Raw genomic sequence first — 17,764 nt, 5'->3', positions numbered from 1 at the left:
CCGGTAACTCTTACCGGGGCCTGCTCCTGCTGTTGTATATGGAAGCACCGGAAGCAGTGAATACTTCCAGCAGTAAACTCCTTAAAGACCCGCGGACAGCCGATCTGTCCGCCTTATTTTGCCGGACCGGGATTTAATTGAAGCAAGAACCCTCCGTCCCTTCCGCTGCTGCGGTTCACACGTAACCCGCCGTCATCTGTCATCTCCAGAAGCGGTTCAGCGTAAACCGCCTCTTCATGCTCCGGCTGTACCTCCAGTGAGAATACCAGCGCTGCCTGCTGTAAAGAGATGAAATCAATGCTTCTGCGCGGGCCTGTATAGAGAATCATATCGATATTTATGCTGTCTTCCGCGTTATGAATTTCCCACGCCCAGCTGCGCACCGCACCTGCATGCCCGCTGAATGCCGCGAACCAGGTCGTCAGGTTAAACGCAGTTCCCCCAATGATGATGCTCGCCCCTTCTTCCGTAGGCCCGGCGATGATCCCATCCAGGCACCCGCCAATCTCCAGCCGCAGCCGCAGATCTGCGGCCTCAATGATGCCGCCGGTCCGGTCGAGATTCGGATGAGTATCGCCGCCGTCCGTAATGAAATCTACACCGAACAGCAAATGTTCTGCTTCCTGCAGTGATTTGAAGCGTGCAGAGCAGTAGTCATAGCCGTCATGCAGGCAGCGGAGCCGGATATAGGCCGGCTGGCCATGATTGTCCGCATAGACCACCAGCGGCCGTCTTTGATTCCACAGATCACTATGTGTGAAGGAACCGATACTAAACTGCGGGGTCATATAGGTGACCGCCCATTTGCCGCCGTCCATTTGCCCCTCCCCTTCGCCTTCCAAGAGCTGCCTTACTTCCTTCGTCTCAGGAGACGTGAAGCCAGCCAGATAAGCAGGCGGGCAGTGGATGCCGCTCCTATACCATTCTTCCTCGTAGGGCAGCTCCTTCCAGGGGAAGAACTTCACCGCTCCTCCCGTCGCCATTTGCAGAAAAGCCTTGCTCTGCTCATTCAGCAGCGCCCCGTAACTGCGGGAATGCGGCCCGGACCACTGGGCCGTGGCCGGGTGATAATAGCCCGCGACGGTCTTCCAGGTCAGTTCAAGCAGTTCTCCGGTCAGTGCTTTGACCGTGCTGTCCGTGGTCTCGGACTGAAGCTTCGACAGCTCCAGAATGGCAATGTAGGTATAGACCGGACTGTTGTATTCCTGAAAAGCCCCATGCTCCATGGTATGGGCATGCAGCTTCCGAAGCCGCTCCAGACCGTATGCCGCATAATCCTCGCGTCCTAATTGCTCCCCGGCAATTCTCGTAACAAAAGCTCCGATAATCGCAATATTGGTATAGTCCGGACCCACATTCCGCCTGATAATCGCCTCGCAGGCATAATCAATGGAATGAATCATATCTTCCCGCAGGCCTTCCGGGAAGCGGTGGCCGTGGCGTGCGATCGCCTGAACCAGCCGGCTGCCGCAGAAATCGGCCCAGTTCCAGTCCGGAGGCGCCATCTGGTGCAGCGGCTCCTCATAGAACCAGGACCAGATCCCGAAGGTAGCATGGCTCCGGTCGGTATCCTGCAGGGAGATCACCTGCCGGATGATATCGAATGCCCGCTGTTCATAACGGGCCAGCTCCGTATCAAGCAGTCCGAGTGCATAGGAGAGTGAATCTCTGGTGGAATGGATGAACTCCGCCTGCTTCAGGGTCGTATGATAACCCGGGCTGCTGAACGGGGAACGCAGCATGCAGATGCCCGGATCATAACGGGACTCCAGTCCGGCCATTCTTTGAATCAGCAGCTGCAGATGGTTCATCTCTTTATTTACAGGCTCTGCGGTTTCCTTCACGGTCATCTTCCTCACTTTCCTTCAGAGTTCAGCGGAACCGTCTGCTGCGGGTGCTGCGGGTGCTGGTGATCCAGCGCCTCTGTCAACAGCTGCATCACCAGTCCCTGACCGTACAGCGCCGGATACCTCTCAATGGCGTTGTAAGCTTCTATTGAAGTCATTACCGGGGTGCCTCCCGAGACTCCCTGCACCTCACCGTCTTCACGGATAAGCGGCAGGATTCCTTCAAGCGCCTTTCCGGCACTCTCCAGAAAAGAGTCATCCAGCAGGCCGCCCTTAACCGCCTTGAGGAAACCGCAGGCGATGCCGGCGCTGGCTGACGTCTCCTGGTAATAATCCGGCCGGTCGAGCACAGTATGCCAAAGTCCATTATCTCCCTGAACCTGCCGCAGGGCGGAAGCGAGCGTACGGTAGCGGCTACTGAGCTCTTCCGGGACGGCAACTACGCGCCCGGTCTCTGCCACAATCTCGGGAACGGCCAGCGTAATCCAGGCGTTGGCCCGGGCCCAGCGGGCAGCCGACATATGGCTGCCGTCCCGGCAGTTCCAGCCGTGGAACAGCAGCCCCGTCGCCTGGTCCTGCAGCAGTCGCAGATGCAGCAGGGTCTGCTGCAGGGCGGCCTCTGCAAGCCCTCGGTCGCCGGTCAGCCCGGCAAGCCGTGCCAGGAACAGCACGGCCATATACACCGTATCCGCCCACACCTGCTCCGGGAAGTCTACAGCCTCCGTCACGGTATGCTCCAGCGCCCCTTCCCGGGTTCGCGGCGCAGTCTCCAGCATCCAAGCGGCAATTTCCTGAGACCTGCTCAGAAACCAGGTGTCCCCGGTCAGCCGGTACAGTCCAGGAAACAGCGCATATGGAGCCAGGGAGTTGATGACCCGAACCCCCTCTGCCTTACGCTTATTCCGGTTCACCCAGAGCAGCAGATAATCAATTACCTTGTCTGCGCCGGTGGCAGTTCCGTATTCCATCAAGGAGATTACACCGACACCGGGCACCCAGTCCCAGTGATGAATATCCATCCCCCAATTGCCCTGATGCCCGACGGAAATCATATATTCGAAGATAAGATCCAGCTTCTCTTCTAACTCCTGTTTTGTACTCAAAACGTCCGAAGCCTCCTTGAACCGTGATAATCCCCCTCGAAATCTGCTTTGACCGGAGAGTTGCCCTGAAACGGAATTTCGCCAAACAGCGCTTTGACCGTAAGCTCTACCGTATCCTCATGCAGCGAATAAGCATTCACCAGCGTATCGAGGAATGGAATATCCTGCAGCAAATACGGCGATGCAAAAGAAATGCCGACCGGCTTGATCGTCTCCGCATGCTGCATAGCCCAGATGGCCTTGGCCGCTTCGCCTACCGGACGGGCCGTATTCATCATGCCATGCAGCGGTAGGAAATACGGTGCAAAAGCAGCATCCCAAGATATCCCTGTCTGCTCCCATTGCTGCAGTGTAGTCAGCGGTTCGAATTCATCGAGGATATCGACCTGCAGCCCTCTGCCCTTAAGCTGCTCAACGAAGAGATTCATCCGCTCGTATTTGCGTCCCTCCGTCACCTTGTTCAGCATGATCACCAGCACCCGGCGGACCGTCTGCGGACTCAGGGGCAGCTGGCCGGTCCGGTTGCGGACCAGCGTAATGCAGCGCCCGGCAAGCGCCCGGCTTAATTGTCTAACCTGCCAGTCCAGCTCGGGCGGCAGCTTATCCTCCAGCAGCGGTAATGCCAGCCCGTCTTCTCCCGCAGCGCCGGTAAACTGCATTCCAAGCCGGGCTTTCATCTCCAGAATCCGCCGGACGCTGGCCTTCAGCCGTTCCCTGCTTACCCGCCCGTCCGCCACCGCCTGCTCCATCACCGCGAAGTATCTCACACCCGGCCAGAGCAGCACATCCGTGCCGCAATTGAAACAATCGATCATGCGCTTCTCATAATCTCCCCAGGCCAGAAACCCGCCCATATCCAGCGCATCCGACAGCACCACCCCATCGAAGCCCATTCGTTCCCGCAGCAGCTCCGTAGTGATGCGCTCCGATACGGTTGCAGGCACCGGCTTCACGGCAGTATCCCCGTCTTCGATCCAGGGAAGGGCAATATGGCCGGTCATATAGGACATCACGCCCTGATCGATGATTCTCTGAGCCACATGTCCATATGTGGAGAACCATTCCTCTTCAGATAAGCTGTTAATCGTAGTAATGATATGCTGATCCCTGTAATCCACCCCGTCGCCGGGAAAATGCTTGGCGCAAGCCGCGATGCCATAATCCTGCATCCCGCGCATGACGGCCGTAGACAGGCGTGCCGCCCGCCCGGCATCATCCCCGAGACAGCGAGTGGTAATGACGGGATTCATCCAGTTCAGCAGAAGATCAACCCCCGGTGCCAGCGCCCAGGTGAATCCGGCTGCCCGGCCTTCCATCGCTGTATATTTACCGTATTCATAAGCCAGCGCTTCATCGTCGGCTGCGGCAAGGGCGAGAAGGGGCGGGAAGGCTGTGAGGCTTTTGACTGCAGAGCCGGCCCCGAATTCCAGATCACCGGAGAACAGCAGCGGGAACTTGCTGATTCTCTGCAGCATCACGGTCCAGTCCCGGTAATCCTCCGCTCTGCCCGCAGCCTTCTGAATGACCTCTCCGCCGATAAAGAAGCTGCCCACCGGATATTGTGCCAGATACCCGCGAAGAGCGTCCTCGTCGTCCCCCTTGAACTGCAGTCTGCCTGCATGATCCTGCATCGTCTGCCCGATGAGCTCCCGCAAGCTCATAGCCCCCAGCGTGCGCTCTACCCAGTCCTGCTCTTCCTTGCTTAGCGGCCTCTGCATAGTCCCGATTCCTCCCGGTAATTTCTACTCCAAGTGTAACGAAAAGCCGGACCGCTCTAAATAAAGCCAACTATAATATAAGTTCAAAATTCTATAATCCCCCCACAAAGCGGGGTCTTAGCTTCGTTGATTACTCAGACATTTGGCCGGGACTCTTAAATAAATTCTTATGCAAAAATAAAATCACCCTAACGGTGAATCAAGCCGGAGGGTATGCGGGGTATGCGGGGTATGCGGGGTATGCGGGGTATGCGGGGTATGTGACCTGTACAGCTAATGTAGATATTAGGGCCACCACACAATGCTCCACTCACACTACTTCCGAAGCAGCCTCCGTTGTAATCAATAGTACTAATGCTCCTTATTCCCTCCTGCTGCCCACTTCCGCGGATTCAGAGGGATTTATCCCTTTAATTTTCCCATGCTGCTCATTTTCGGCGGATTCAGAGGGATTTATCCCTTTAATTTTCCCATGTCGCCCACTTTTGGCGGAATTAGAGGGATTTATCCCTTTAATTTCCCCGTACCGCCCACTTTTGGCGGGTTCATAGGGATTTATCCCTTTAATTTCCTCATGTCGCCCACTTTTGGCGGATTTAGAGGGATTTATCCCTTTAATTTCCCCGTACCGCCCACTTTTGGCGGGTTCATAGGGATTTATCCCTTTAACTTCCTCATGCCGCCCACCTTGGGCGGGTTCAGAGGGATTTTTCCCTTTAACTTCCTCATGCCGCCCACTTTGGGCGGGTTCAGAGGAATTTATCCCTTTAATTTCCCCATGCCGCCCACTTTTGGCGGAACCAGAGGGATTTATCCCTTTAATTTTCTCATGTCGCCCACATTCGGCGGATTCAGAGGGATTTATCCCTTTAATCTCCCCATGTCGCCCACTTTTGGCGGAATTAGAGGGATTTATCCCTTTAACTTCCTCATGCCGCCCACTTTGGGCGGGTTCAGAGGGATTTATCCCTTTAACTTCCTCATGCCGCCCACCTTGGGCGGGTTCAGAGGGATTTTTCCCTTTAATTTCCCCATGTCGCCCACTTTTGGCGGAATTAGAGGGATTTATCCCTTTAACTTCCTCATGCCGCCCACCTTGGGCGGGTTCAGAGGGATTTTTCCCTTTAATTTCCCCATGTCGCCCACTTTTGGCGGATTCAGAGGGATTTATCCCTTTAATTTCCCCATGTCGCCCACTTTTGGCGGAATTAGAGGGATTTATCCCTTTAATTTCCCCATGTCGCCCACTTTTGGCGGAATTAGAGGGATTTATCCCTTTAATTTCCTCATGTCGCCCACTTTTGGCGGAACCAGAGGCACTTTTGTTCCCCATTCCCCTCCTGTCGCCCACTTCAGGCGGATTCAGAGAGACCCCTGACACAGGACACATTCGTCCTTCAGACGAATCTGCTCCAATTCCAAAGAAGCCTATCCTCTGTAGACGAAATATAGTCATTCCCCAGAAATAGAAACTCCCCGCGGCTTCACACTTCAAAGCACGCGGGGAGCATAAGTCTTCATTCGTGAGCCCAAGCCTGTGTATTCCGCCCGTCAGGGCAGACTGATGAGCAGGGTCTCACTTAATTTGTTATTCTCCTTGTTCATCTCGGCATACCGCCAGATATCATTCACAAAGAAGCTGATGGTGAAGCTGCCAATGGTTGGCACTGTCCAGCGGGGTGTTCCCTGGGCGCTGCTGTTTGCTGTTAATGTGATCTCTTCACCCGGCTGGATCACGCTGGTGTTCGTGTCCGACCAGGATACAACCCCGCCATTTACCGAAAAGGCGCCGCCGGTGATCTGTCCGAGTCCGGTAGATGTGTTCAGCGGTGTAGGGCGGACGCCGATGTTCTTCACTTTGGCCCAGAAAATCAGCGAATCCCCCAGCTGCGGAGTGCTGTGCGCCGAAGGGCTGCCGTCGCTGTTCACGATATTCCAGCCGATATCCGTCACGGTCAGATCCGGCCCCGGCGCCGGCAATACCGATTCATAGCTCTGGAACTCCAGTCCGCTCACCATGACTTTTCCCTCGGTGCCTGTAATTTCAATCCGGTGCAGCCCGTACTCCAGGCCCGTCAGCTCGTAGACGATTTTATGATCCCCCTCAAGTCCGGCCTGCGGAATCACTATCGTCTCCATATATTCGCCGTCGACGTAGATGTCAGCACTGCCCATATCGCTTTTGATATCCGATCTCCAGCGGACGCCAGTGCCGTTAAAGCTAAACCCTGCCAAAGCATCCGGTCCATAGGTCACATGGGAGACCCCATTCGGCGCGGTCTCGAACCCGGTATAGTCGATGTAAGCATGGTTATGCGCAACCGGGTACCACGCGGAGACCGGAACATATAGCCCCTCTTCCAGCCTGAAATAATCGATATTCGCCCCGTTTCCTGCCGAGGTGAAGCTGATTGTGTTATAGCCCGCCTGGAGCGTGATCCCATACTGCCGCGCGGTTATATTGGCAGTCCAGCTTCCCGTAGAGGGCAGCGTAACCGTGGACTGTTTCACTCCGTTAACGAGGATATTTTTCTTCGATTCCTGATTGGAAGCGTATGCAATAGTTAAGGTGTAGCTGCCGCCGTTCGTGGAATAGAAGCCCTGAATGGCCAGACCCCCGCCATGTGTCTGCTCGACCACCTTCCCTCCCGAGGCGCTGCTGTTATTACTCACCTTCAGCGGCAGGGCAAACGAGGTGGCCTCCGCCTCGAATTTAGCCGGATCTCCCGTCACATGCGGCGTAACCGGCATGACCGGTGTGGTTGCGGATACGGCTGCAGTCAAAGGTGATACATTGCCGGAGTCATCCACAGCCTGCACCTTGTAGCTGTAGGTAGTCTGTGGCGCTACGGTATAGTCACTCCAGAAGGTAAGGCGTCCAGGAACATTAATTACAGGAGCCGTCCCGTTGTCACGGTACACGTTGTAGCTGACGACCGCATCATTATCTGTGGAGGCATTCCAGGTCAGCCTGATGTGCTCATGGCTTACGGCCAGTGCTGCCGGACTGGCCGGAGCGGATGGCAGAGTACTCTCCTGCTCATCCAGAATATACTGGACAGTCTCCCCGGCACCCAGCGAAACCGTAAGGGTAATATACGGTGTTGCTGTCAGCTGAACCCGGGAGTAGGCCGCAGCATAGGTATCTCCTGCACCGAAGCGTTCCCCCGTATACGTTCCGCTGGACGGCATCGCAACCTGCACCTGCATCGTTACTGGCGATTTCTCAAAGTTGACGAAATTAAGCAGAATTTTATCGGACGAAGCGCCTATGGCCGTAACCCCCAGCGCCGAGGTATCCACTGCGCGGAAATATGCCTTTTGCCCGGTTAATGCAGACGCATTGAGAACTTCGTAGCTGAGCGGGCTTCCATGGGTCGCATAGGCGGCGGCCAGTCTGCGGAACGTCTTCAGCCGGGTCTCCCCGGATTCATTGATATTGGCCGGCACGGCAGCTGTATCCTCATAGCGGTGCGTATTCCAGTTGATCGCGGAATCGAACAGCCCAAACTCCGTCCCGTCATTGAAGAAGGCGGCATGCTGCATAATATGATCTACATAGCCGATATCCCCCCGCAGCTCCCGGTCAAAAGCAGAGGCGAACCTGTACGCATACGTGCCATATTTCGTATTGTCGGAATGATTGTCGTTGCTGCCGGTCTCGCTCATCGCCATTTCTTTGCCGAAGCCCTCATCCGCTTCGCTATAGACACGCAAATTCTCATACAGGCTTCCGCCCGGCAATGGCTGAACCCCGGTGCCGCCATAGCTGTGTCCGTTGGTCACATCCGACAGCGCTTCAATCGCCTCCCGCTGGCTGGCATCCCGCTCCCAGCCGTCAGGCGTTCCGTTATACGGCCAGTACGCCCAGCCGGGGGCCACAATCTTCAGGTACGGCTGGCTATTGGTCTGCCGCTCCTCATCCATCAGCTCATGAAGCGCAAGCACAGCCTTCTGTGCCCAGCCGAATAATCCCGGCTCATTGCCCGTTTCCGCATACTGGTACAGATCACCGAATTTGCTGACGAACCCGGCATAATAGCTCCGCAGCGCTGAGCTGATGGTTCCGGCGGCCAGCTCACTATTGCTCTTCCAGTTCCCGCCGATGATATTGACCATCGGCTCCAGATTCAGGTCGCGCAGCGTCTCCAGATAAGTCCGCCCCAGCGGGTCCCAGCCTGCGCTGGTATCGGACCAGAAGGAGGTGCGCATCCAGTTGCCGCTGTAAGCAATGCCCAGCCACTTGGTCATTGGCGCCAGATGACGGATTGCATTCTCGTCATACCTGAAGGTGGATGCGGCAATTGTGCTTCCAAGATGAATATACCGCCCGTGTATGGGCTCGGCGGCCTGCTCCTCCAGCGCATCCAGCCTGAAATAATCCCACTCAAACCACAGATACCTGTCCCCGTCATAACCGGGAGACTGCGGATCTGCGTATAAACCCCGGTCAACGGTGAGCTTAAGCTCATTCTGTCCTATCTTCAGCTGTTCTTTGGGAATGTAGAGCTTATAGGTCTGCTTCCATGTGCGCGTAAGCGGGGTCTCTCCATCATTCAGGCCGGTAATCTGAATAAGCCCGCTGAAGCTGCCGTTTGCGAAGACGGCCAGCTGCGGAATTGCGGTGCTTGCATCTATAACTTTGAAGCTGAACTCCACGCCGTAGAGAGGGACTCCGGTTAAATTAAAGGTGAGATTCATGGTACCGTTGTGGTCTGCTTTCATGCCCTTGGAGAGGGTATTCCAGCTCATGGGATTTGCGGGGAGGGTAATATTCTCACTGTACACATCTTGAAATACCGTAAATTCTGCCGAGCTGTTATCCTGCTCCCCTACCTGCCAGAGCAGCGTGGGCGGCTGATAGGTATCCTCTGTGACTGTCCTGCCATAGGAAGAATCAGCGGCAGTTAGCGGCAGCACCGCAGGTGACTTCATTATTTCTTGCACAGCAGTCAGTGCCGCTGGCGGTCCGGCGGACAGAATTCGCCCGCCAGGCGCCAGAACGGACATCAGCACCAGAACAGTAATGAGCAACTTGCCTGTAATCTTCTGTTTTCGCACATTAACACCCTCTTCTTGAGAATAAGATAAGGGCTCCCCAAATGCTGGTTCAGCGAATGAGAATACCCGGTATCCGGCAAGCGGCCGCTGGGACTGCCTGCTATGAATACCGGGCGTGCTATGGCCTTAGCTGCTTATTTGGCGGCCAGGAAAGCATCCAGTTGCGTTTGAATTTCTGTAATCACAGCATCCAGGCCTGCGGCCTTCAGCTTGCTGTTCATTTCCTTCAGGACCGGCTCAGGGTCCTTTTCCCCGGAGTACAGGGTGTTCTTATATTGCTTCGTAATATTGATCAGTGCGCCGATCTGCGACTGCACCTTGGTCGAATCGAAGACAAAGCCGATGACCGGCGAAACGGCAGAGTTCTTGTTCCAGTCGGTGTACAGCTGAACGCGGTTCGGATCTTCGTCCTTGTTCAGGTAGTTCAGCAGCACATTGCCGATCATCCAGGAAGATACCGAGTTGTAGCCGCTGTCCGGGATGAACTCCACCGTGCTGTTCTCCAGCTTCTTGTAATGCTTGCCCTCAATGCCGAAGGTCAGCAGGTTATAGAGCACCGGATCGGTATGGATCAGGTTCATGAACATCATGGCCCGTTCAGGGTTTTTGGAGGTTCTGGAGATGGCGAGCATGGAGCCCTGCAGGCTCTTGGTGCTGACGCCAACCGGCAGCAGCGTCTTGATGATCATCGGCTTCTCGGCGAGCCGGGTCCAGTCATTGGTGGAGGTCGGATTCATATTGCCGTAGACGAACCAGGCTTTGCCGCTTTTTACCGCATCCTTCAGCTCAGTCTTGTCTGTGGCACCGTTCTTGTTAATATAGCCCGCTTCATACCAGCTGCGGATCAGCTTCAGCCGTTCCACAATTTCCGGCGTATCATATTCGTTAAATACCTTCATCGTCTTGTAATCGAGCAGCGTCGGGATTTCATTACTGCCGTCGAGGTCCTCACTTTCCGGATAAGCTGTGAACCAGTTCAGACTGTCCGTATGGTTCATGAACAGCGGGGAGAGAGTTGGTTCTTTCTCCTTAATCGTCTTCAGCATCGGTTCAATATCCTCCAGCTTCTTGATGCTGTTCACATCGAAGCCATATTTATCGACAATCGCTTTGTCAAAAGCAAACCCGACGGACTGGCCCAGCTCTTTCTCTGTGGGAATCGCATACAAATGTCCGTTAACAGTAGCCGCCTGCAGGTAAGCAGGATTGATCTGTGCCTTCGTTTCCTTGGCGTATTCCTCGATCAGCTCTTCCAGCGGCAGATACGCTCCCTTCGCGGCATTGGTCATGAAGTTCCAGGTATAGACCATGTCGAACACTTCGCCGGACTGGATCATCAGGTTGACCTTATCGGCCGGTTTATCCCAGCTCAGCTGGTTAATCTTGATCGTGGCATTTATTTTATCCTTCAGATACGCATTGATCTCCTGCTCTACAGAAGCCACATCCTTATCCGGCCCGCCGGGCAGATAGAGCGACAGCTCCACCGGTTCCAGCGCATCCGGCGCATCCGGCGCTTCCGTCCCGGCCGCCTCCGTTGCAGCAGCTTCCTTAGTGGCTGCCGGAGCCGTGGTGCTCTCCCCTGCCTTCTCCGTAGGAGCAGCGGTATTGTTGTTATTTCCGGAGCATCCGGCTAGGGTAAACCCAACCATAAGTACAAGCGACAGCAGTAGACCCGTGACTTTTTTACCTGCCATACTTTGTTTCCTCCCCTTGATTGAACAATATATGCTAATCGGTTGATTCCGAGGTTAGCCTTTAATCGAGCCAAGCGTCAAGCCTTTGATGAAATACCGCTGAAAGAACGGGTAGGCCAGCACGATCGGGCCAATGCCAATCAGCGCCATCGCCATGCGGATCGTTTCCCCCGGTAATTTGGCCAGCTCGGTGGCCGAGCCCTGAATGAGCGCCCCGTTGCGGCTCAGGTAATCCGCCTGGGAGATCATTTTGTACATCAGATATTGCAGGGAATAGAGGTCTGTATCGGTAATGAAGATCATGCTGTTGAACCAGTCATTCCAGTAATGCAGCGTGTTGAACAGTCCAATCGTGGCGAATACCGGCAGGGACAGCGGGAAAACAATCTGGAAAAACGTCCGCAGCTCCCCGGCCCCGTCGATTGTAGAGGCTTCGATCAGCGCAGGCGGTACACTCATCTGGAAATACGTTTTCATGATCAGCACATTGAACGGCGACAGCAGCATCGGCACGATGAGCGCCCAGATGGAGTTCTTGAGATCAAGCACCTGCGTATAGACCATATACCAGGGCACCAGCCCGCCGCCGAACAGCATGGTGAAGAAGATCAGGAAGGCGAAGAATCCCCGGTATCTGAAATCGGTCCGTGAGATCGGATACGCATACAGTGAAGAGATGAATACACTGACCAGCGTTCCGGTGATGGTGACGAAGAAGGACACGCCGTACGCTTTTAATACCACGCTGTAATCCTTGAAGATATACGCATAGGCTTCCAGGCTGAGCTTCTCCGGGATAAATTGATAGCCGTTCAGCACGATGTAATCATAGTCGGTAATGGAAATCATGAAGACGAGTACAATCGGCAGCAGGCAGGTAATGGACAGGATGATAAAAATAACATGGAGAATGATGTTGGTAAATCTGGATATTTCGTTATTAGCCACGGATTTCCACTCCTTTTTAGAATACCGCCTGATCCTTGTCGACCTTGCGCACGATCCAGTTCGAGCCGAGGACCAGGAAGAAGCCGACCACCGATTGATACAATCCCGCTGCTGCGGACATGCCCAGGTTCCCCATATTAATCAGTGCGTTATAGACGTAGGTGTCGATGACCAGCGTTGTCGGGTACAGTGCTCCGGAATTCAGCGTGGTCTGGTAGAACAGCCCGAAGTCGGAGCGGAAAATCCCGCCGATGGCCAGAATCGTTGTGATGATAATGACCGGACGGATCAGCGGAATCGTGATATGCAGGATCTGCTTCCACTTGCTGGCACCGTCGATCAGGGCAGCTTCATAATACTCATTGTCAATGCCGATGATGGCCGCCAGATAGATGACACAGCCATAGCCCACTCCTTTCCAGAGGTTGATCAGCGGAAGAATGAACGGCCAATATTTCGGCTCGGAATACCAGTTCAGCTCATCCAGCCCGAACAGGGCGAAGATCCCTTTATTGATGAAACCGTATTCAACATTCAGAAAGGCGAACACCAGATAACTCACCACAACCATCGACAGGAAGTACGGGAAGAACATGATGCTCTGATAAAATTTGGCGGCCAGCTTATTCTTCAGCTCATTCAGGGCAATCGCGATCGATACGGCAATCACCAGGTTGAGAATAATAAACACAAAGTTGTAGAGCACCGTATTGCGGGTAATAATCCAGGCATCCGAGGTTGCGAACAGGAATCTGAAGTTATCCAGCCCCACCCACGGACTGCCGAGAATACCGTCGACATAGTTAATATTCTTGAAGGCAATAATGATCCCGAACATCGGCAGATAATTATTGACCAGCAAAAAAAGCACACCCGGCAGCAGCATCAGCAGCAGAACTTTGTGCTTCAGCAGATGTCTCAGCATGGCTCCACGCTTCGTGCTCCTGTGTACCGGCAGGCTGGCTCCTGCTTCGGCTACGCTTTTCTTCTCTTGAGTAATCATTCCTTCCGCCTCCTGATTCCTTCAGCAGTCTCTCTCTCTCCCATGACTTAAGTGTAGCCGGAGAACGGCTGATGCTAAATAAGGCCATCTATAATAAAAGTTCAAAATCCTACGGAGTTTAGAATTGTGGATTTGTAGTCATACAAAAAAGGCGCTCCACAATGATAGCTGTGGGGCGCCCCTTTTTAGTTAAGCTGACTCGTAGTTCAGTATCGTCTCATTGCTTACGTCAGTCTATGCACAGACCACACAACGCCCGAGGAGGAACCGCCAAGGTCCAGCGGAATTGTTAATCCATCTGCTGCGTAGAACAGTCCGATTACGTCGCCTGCCGTCAGTTCAAACTCACCCGTTAATGTCACTGTACCGTTCCCTAATATCGTCCGGAGTGACAACAGCAGTGCGATGTTAACATTCAGCAGAGGGAAGAGTCCGGTTACCAAATCTGTTACCGTAGGGGATGTTCTCCGCACTACAAAAGCCGGGTTCACTCCCGCACCCAACGCAACTGAAATCGCAGCCGTAGTACTGTAGTTAATAGTCGCCTCAAACGAATATCTGCCTGTGGCCGGGATCGTGTAGTTACCCGTTGTTTCGTTAAAAGTCGCGCTGTCGTAATAAGGCGTCGTCACCGTCCACCCTGTAAGCTGTGTGCTGGCTGCCGCCGAGAACGAAGGCAGGAATGCCGAGAAGCCTTCCGTTGAGATATTGGGGCCTGTCGCACCGGTGGTTCCGGTTAAGCCCGTGGTTCCGGTGACTCCAGTCACGCCGGTCACACCGGTTGCACCTGTCACGCCTGTTGCTCCCGTAAGCCCAGTCGCTCCAGTCACTCCCACTCCTGTCGCACCGGTAACCCCGGTTGCACCTGTCACGCCTGCGTCTCCTGTTGCTCCCGTTACCCCAGTCGCTCCAGTCACACCTACTCCTGTCGCTCCGGTAACCCCGGTTGCACCCGTCACGCCTGCGTCTCCTGTTGCTCCCGTTACTCCAGTCGCTCCGGTCACACCTACTCCTGTCGCTCCGGTGACCCCGGTTGCACCTGTCGCGCCTGCGTCTCCTGTTGCTCCCGTTACTCCAGTCGCTCCGGTCACGCCAGCTCCCGTAGCTCCTGTAACCCCGGTCGCCCCGGTCACTCCCGCTTCGCCAGTCGCTCCGGTCACGCCCGCTTCGCCCGTTGCACCAGTCACGCCCGCTTCGCCCGTCGCCCCAGTCACGCCCGCTTCGCCCGTTGCACCAGTCACTCCAGCTTCGCCCGTCGCCCCGGTCACTCCAGCTTCGCCCGTCGCCCCGGTCACGCCCGCTTCGCCCGTTGCACCAGTCACTCCAGCTTCCCCTGTCGCTCCAGTCACGCCCGCTTCGCCCGTCGCTCCAGTCACGCCCGCTTCGCCCGTCGCTCCAGTCACGCCAGCTTCGCCCGTCGCTCCAGTCACGCCAGCTCCCGTAGCTCCTGTAACCCCGGTCGCCCCGGTCACTCCCGCTTCGCCCGTCGCTCCGGTCACGCCCGCTTCGCCCGTCGCCCCAGTCACGCCTGCTTCGCCCGTCGCCCCAGTCACTCCCGCTTCGCCCGTCGCCCCGGTCACGCCCGCTTCGCCCGTCGCCCCGGTCACTCCAGCTTCGCCCGTTGCTCCCGTCACGCCCGCTTCGCCCGTCGCCCCGGTCACGCCCGCTTCGCCCGTCGCTCCAGTCACGCCCGCTTCGCCCGTCGCTCCAGTCACGCCCGCTTCGCCCGTCGCTCCAGTCACGCCCGCTTCGCCCGTCGCTCCAGTCACGCCCGCTTCGCCCGTTGCACCAGTCACTCCAGCTTCGCCCGTCGCACCAGTCACGCCCACTTCGCCCGTTGCACCAGTCACTCCAGATTCGCCCGTCGCTCCGGTCACGCCCGCTTCGCCCGTTGCACCAGTCACTCCAGATTCGCCCGTTGCCCCAGTCACGCCCGCTTCGCCCGTCGCACCAGTCACGCCAGCTTCCCCTGTCGCCCCGGTCACGCCCGCTTCGCCCGTCGCCCCAGTCACGCCAGCTTCGCCCGTCGCACCAGTCACGCCAGCTTCGCCCGTCGCCCCAGTCACACCAGTGGCTCCGGTCACTCCTGCGTTACCTGTTGCTCCCGTAACCCCAGTCGCTCCAGTCACTCCAGCTCCCGTTGCACCCGTAACCCCGGTTGCTCCAGCCACGCCAGCTTCGCCTGTCGCCCCGGTAATCCCCGTGGTTTCACCTAACAACTCAGCAGATACCAGCCGGTGGGCTGTTACCAGCTGTCCGGTGCTGCTCTTGCCCCACAGTGAAATCTGGATAGGGTCGTCCGTCATATCCTGGGTGACAAACAGAAATTCAAAAGCATCCAGATCCGCATAATAAGTGTTTGTTATCACTTCGTTTGCAGCCACATTCAGCGACTCGCTGACATACACGTTTCTTATTCCCCCGAGCATGTAATAACCCTGTACCAATACCGTAGAAGCTGAAGTACTGCTGCGGTTATCGATTCTGACCGTAACCTGCGTGGTCGGTCTAACACCTCCAACCATATTATTTTCCAGCGGTCCCGTTGATAAGAAGCTCATTTCCCAGTCTCCTTTAATTGCAGATTTAATTGTCCCATACTCTACTTCCTACTCCTGCTGAATCTATCTTTTCCCTCATAGAAGCTATATAGATTGAACTTGAAATGATTCCAATGGGGATGTTGTTGTCCTCCTTGGCTCAAGCTATATAGTACTGAAACTAGCAGTACAAAGATTGATTTATATAGTATTATTCCGGCACTCCCCTTACGGTGTGGACGTTAACGCTCCAATCCGGTACACATCCAGCACAAATGAATAAGCAGACAAAAAGGGACTTTCCCGAAGCCGCCACGGCCCGGTTAAGTCCCTGATTCATAATGGCTATTCTATTCCTGTCCCTTACTCAGCTGGCTCTCCAGACTCTCTGCATTTAGGGGATTATGCGGATCAAAGTCAGGATAGATATACTCCTCGCGCTGAAAAGAGTACCCCGTATCCGCAATGTCGAGCATCTGATTCAGCCGCTCCGTTTCGCTGCGGAGCCCCTCGTCAAGCGGCCTCTCTCCCGAGAGAATCTGCAGATACAGCTGCATCCTCGGACGGTCCCCCGAGTCACGCGGTTCCATGGATACCGAGCTTGGATCATATTGATCCATAATCTGCGGCGAGAGCGGATATATAGACTCAGCGGCATTCGGAACAAATTCCTTGAAGTGCCCCAGCCCCGGTGCAAGACCCGGAACATCGAGAATACCGTCCACCACCGGCAGGGCCAGCGCCTGCTGGAACAGAATGGTCAGGAATTCCCCGGACTGCAGGAATTTCCACACTTTAACCGCCGCCTCCCGGCTTGGAGCTGAACTATTCACAACCAGCGGAGAGTGCGGGATCATCATGAGCGCTCCGCCGCCCTGCTTGGAGGAGTCCGCCACGGGAGGCATTGCAACTCCCCAATCGTCCTTCGGCATATATTCCTGCAGCTTTACATAATCTTTGCTGGTGGCGTACATCATGCCGATATTGCCGTCCGCGAACTGCCGCAGGGCACTGTCACGCTTAAGCAGTGCCTCACCCGGATACAGACTCCCCTCACGCTTCATGTCCAGCACCATTTGCAGCCACAATCTGTATACACTCAGCTCATAACGCCCGGTCTGGTAATTATAAAGATAGTAACCGCTGGAGGTATTGGAGATTTCAAGACCGGTCTGCAGGCTATCCTGGCTGTCTCCGGCAGGAAGCGCGAAGCCGTATTTATTCACGCCCTCTCCTGCCTGGCTGATCCGGGCAGCAGCCTCTTTCACCGCTCCGAAGGTAAGCGGCGGGCGCTCCGGGTCAAGTCCGGCATCGCGGAACAGCTGCTTGTTGTAGAGGAGACGCACGGTATCAACACTGGAGGGCATGAAGTAGATCCCCCCTCTGAACAAAGAACTGTGTGCATAATTCCTGGCCCATGCCGGGAATCTGCTTAAGTCAGCAGTGTTCAATTCAGCAGACATATTAGCCAAATACCCTTTGTTGACATAGGTAGCCAGCCAGGTATTGTCGACACTGAACACATCCGGACCCTGTCCCGAGGTCATCAGCATATTTAAGGTGTCATCGTAGACATCTGCAGCGATATCCATAACGTTAATCTCGATATGATCCGGGTTGGTTTTGTTATATTGACTGATGGCATTCTTCACTTCCAGGTTCTCCGTCCAGTCATACAGGGCGATCTTTACCCGGATGGGCTGCACCGGTGCTTCCGCAGGACCCGGACTGAAGTCCACCAGCAGCGGGCGGTCATAAGCAATGGCATACGCTGCAGTCCCGCATAATAGTAAGGCAAGGATATAGAACAGGAACCGTTTCATCTTGCACCTCCTGCGTTGACATCA

General features: G+C 55.3%; 10 protein-coding genes. All 10 read right to left on the bottom strand.

Going from position 1 to position 17,764, the window contains the following annotated elements; genetic code table 11:
• Positions 1 to 113: 113 nt before the first annotated feature.
• A complete protein-coding gene (locus NSU01_RS01370; protein ID WP_144026047.1) occupies positions 114 to 1,844 on the bottom strand; it encodes a hypothetical protein in 1,731 nt (576 codons plus the stop codon).
• A gap of 11 nt (positions 1,845 to 1,855) precedes the next feature.
• Complete coding sequence (locus NSU01_RS01365; RefSeq protein ID WP_231575265.1) at positions 1,856 to 2,950, bottom strand: glycoside hydrolase family 88 protein; 1,095 nt, start codon at positions 2,948 to 2,950, stop codon at positions 1,856 to 1,858.
• Complete coding sequence (locus NSU01_RS01360) at positions 2,947 to 4,668, bottom strand: glycoside hydrolase family 3 N-terminal domain-containing protein (protein WP_076243478.1); 1,722 nt, start codon at positions 4,666 to 4,668, stop codon at positions 2,947 to 2,949. Before NSU01_RS01360 ends, NSU01_RS01365 begins: the two co-directional genes overlap by 4 nt.
• A gap of 361 nt (positions 4,669 to 5,029) precedes the next feature.
• On the bottom strand, positions 5,030 to 6,001 hold the full coding sequence (locus NSU01_RS01355; protein ID WP_339302397.1) for a hypothetical protein: 972 nt from the start codon (positions 5,999 to 6,001) through the stop codon (positions 5,030 to 5,032).
• 218 nt (positions 6,002 to 6,219) lie between these two features.
• The gene (locus NSU01_RS01350) at positions 6,220 to 9,729 is read right to left on the bottom strand and encodes a carbohydrate-binding domain-containing protein (protein WP_076243476.1); all 3,510 of its coding nucleotides are present in this window, start codon (positions 9,727 to 9,729) and stop codon (positions 6,220 to 6,222) included.
• A 134-nt stretch (positions 9,730 to 9,863) separates the two neighbouring features.
• Positions 9,864 to 11,426, bottom strand: coding sequence for an ABC transporter substrate-binding protein (locus NSU01_RS01345; protein ID WP_076243475.1), 1,563 nt, complete (start codon positions 11,424 to 11,426; stop codon positions 9,864 to 9,866).
• A gap of 54 nt (positions 11,427 to 11,480) precedes the next feature.
• Positions 11,481 to 12,374, bottom strand: a complete 894-nt coding sequence (locus NSU01_RS01340; RefSeq protein ID WP_042132846.1) for a carbohydrate ABC transporter permease — start codon at positions 12,372 to 12,374, stop codon at positions 11,481 to 11,483.
• 16 nt (positions 12,375 to 12,390) lie between these two features.
• Complete coding sequence (locus tag NSU01_RS01335; RefSeq protein WP_042132845.1) at positions 12,391 to 13,377, bottom strand: ABC transporter permease subunit; 987 nt, start codon at positions 13,375 to 13,377, stop codon at positions 12,391 to 12,393.
• 224 nt (positions 13,378 to 13,601) lie between these two features.
• Positions 13,602 to 15,938: a collagen-like protein gene (locus NSU01_RS01330; RefSeq protein ID WP_339302394.1), complete on the bottom strand. Its 2,337-nt coding sequence runs from the start codon at positions 15,936 to 15,938 to the stop codon at positions 13,602 to 13,604.
• Positions 15,939 to 16,267: 329 nt separating this feature from the next.
• Positions 16,268 to 17,740, bottom strand: a complete 1,473-nt coding sequence (locus tag NSU01_RS01325; protein ID WP_076243474.1) for an extracellular solute-binding protein — start codon at positions 17,738 to 17,740, stop codon at positions 16,268 to 16,270.
• Between the last annotated feature and the right edge of the window lie 24 nt (positions 17,741 to 17,764).

The sequence above is a fragment of the Paenibacillus sp. FSL H8-0259 genome (genome assembly GCF_037963255.1).
GTDB lineage: Bacteria > Bacillota > Bacilli > Paenibacillales > Paenibacillaceae > Paenibacillus_AQ > Paenibacillus_AQ phytohabitans.
The sequence above is the reverse complement of the archived record's forward strand: the minus strand, read 5'-3'. Positions and strand labels throughout refer to the sequence as shown.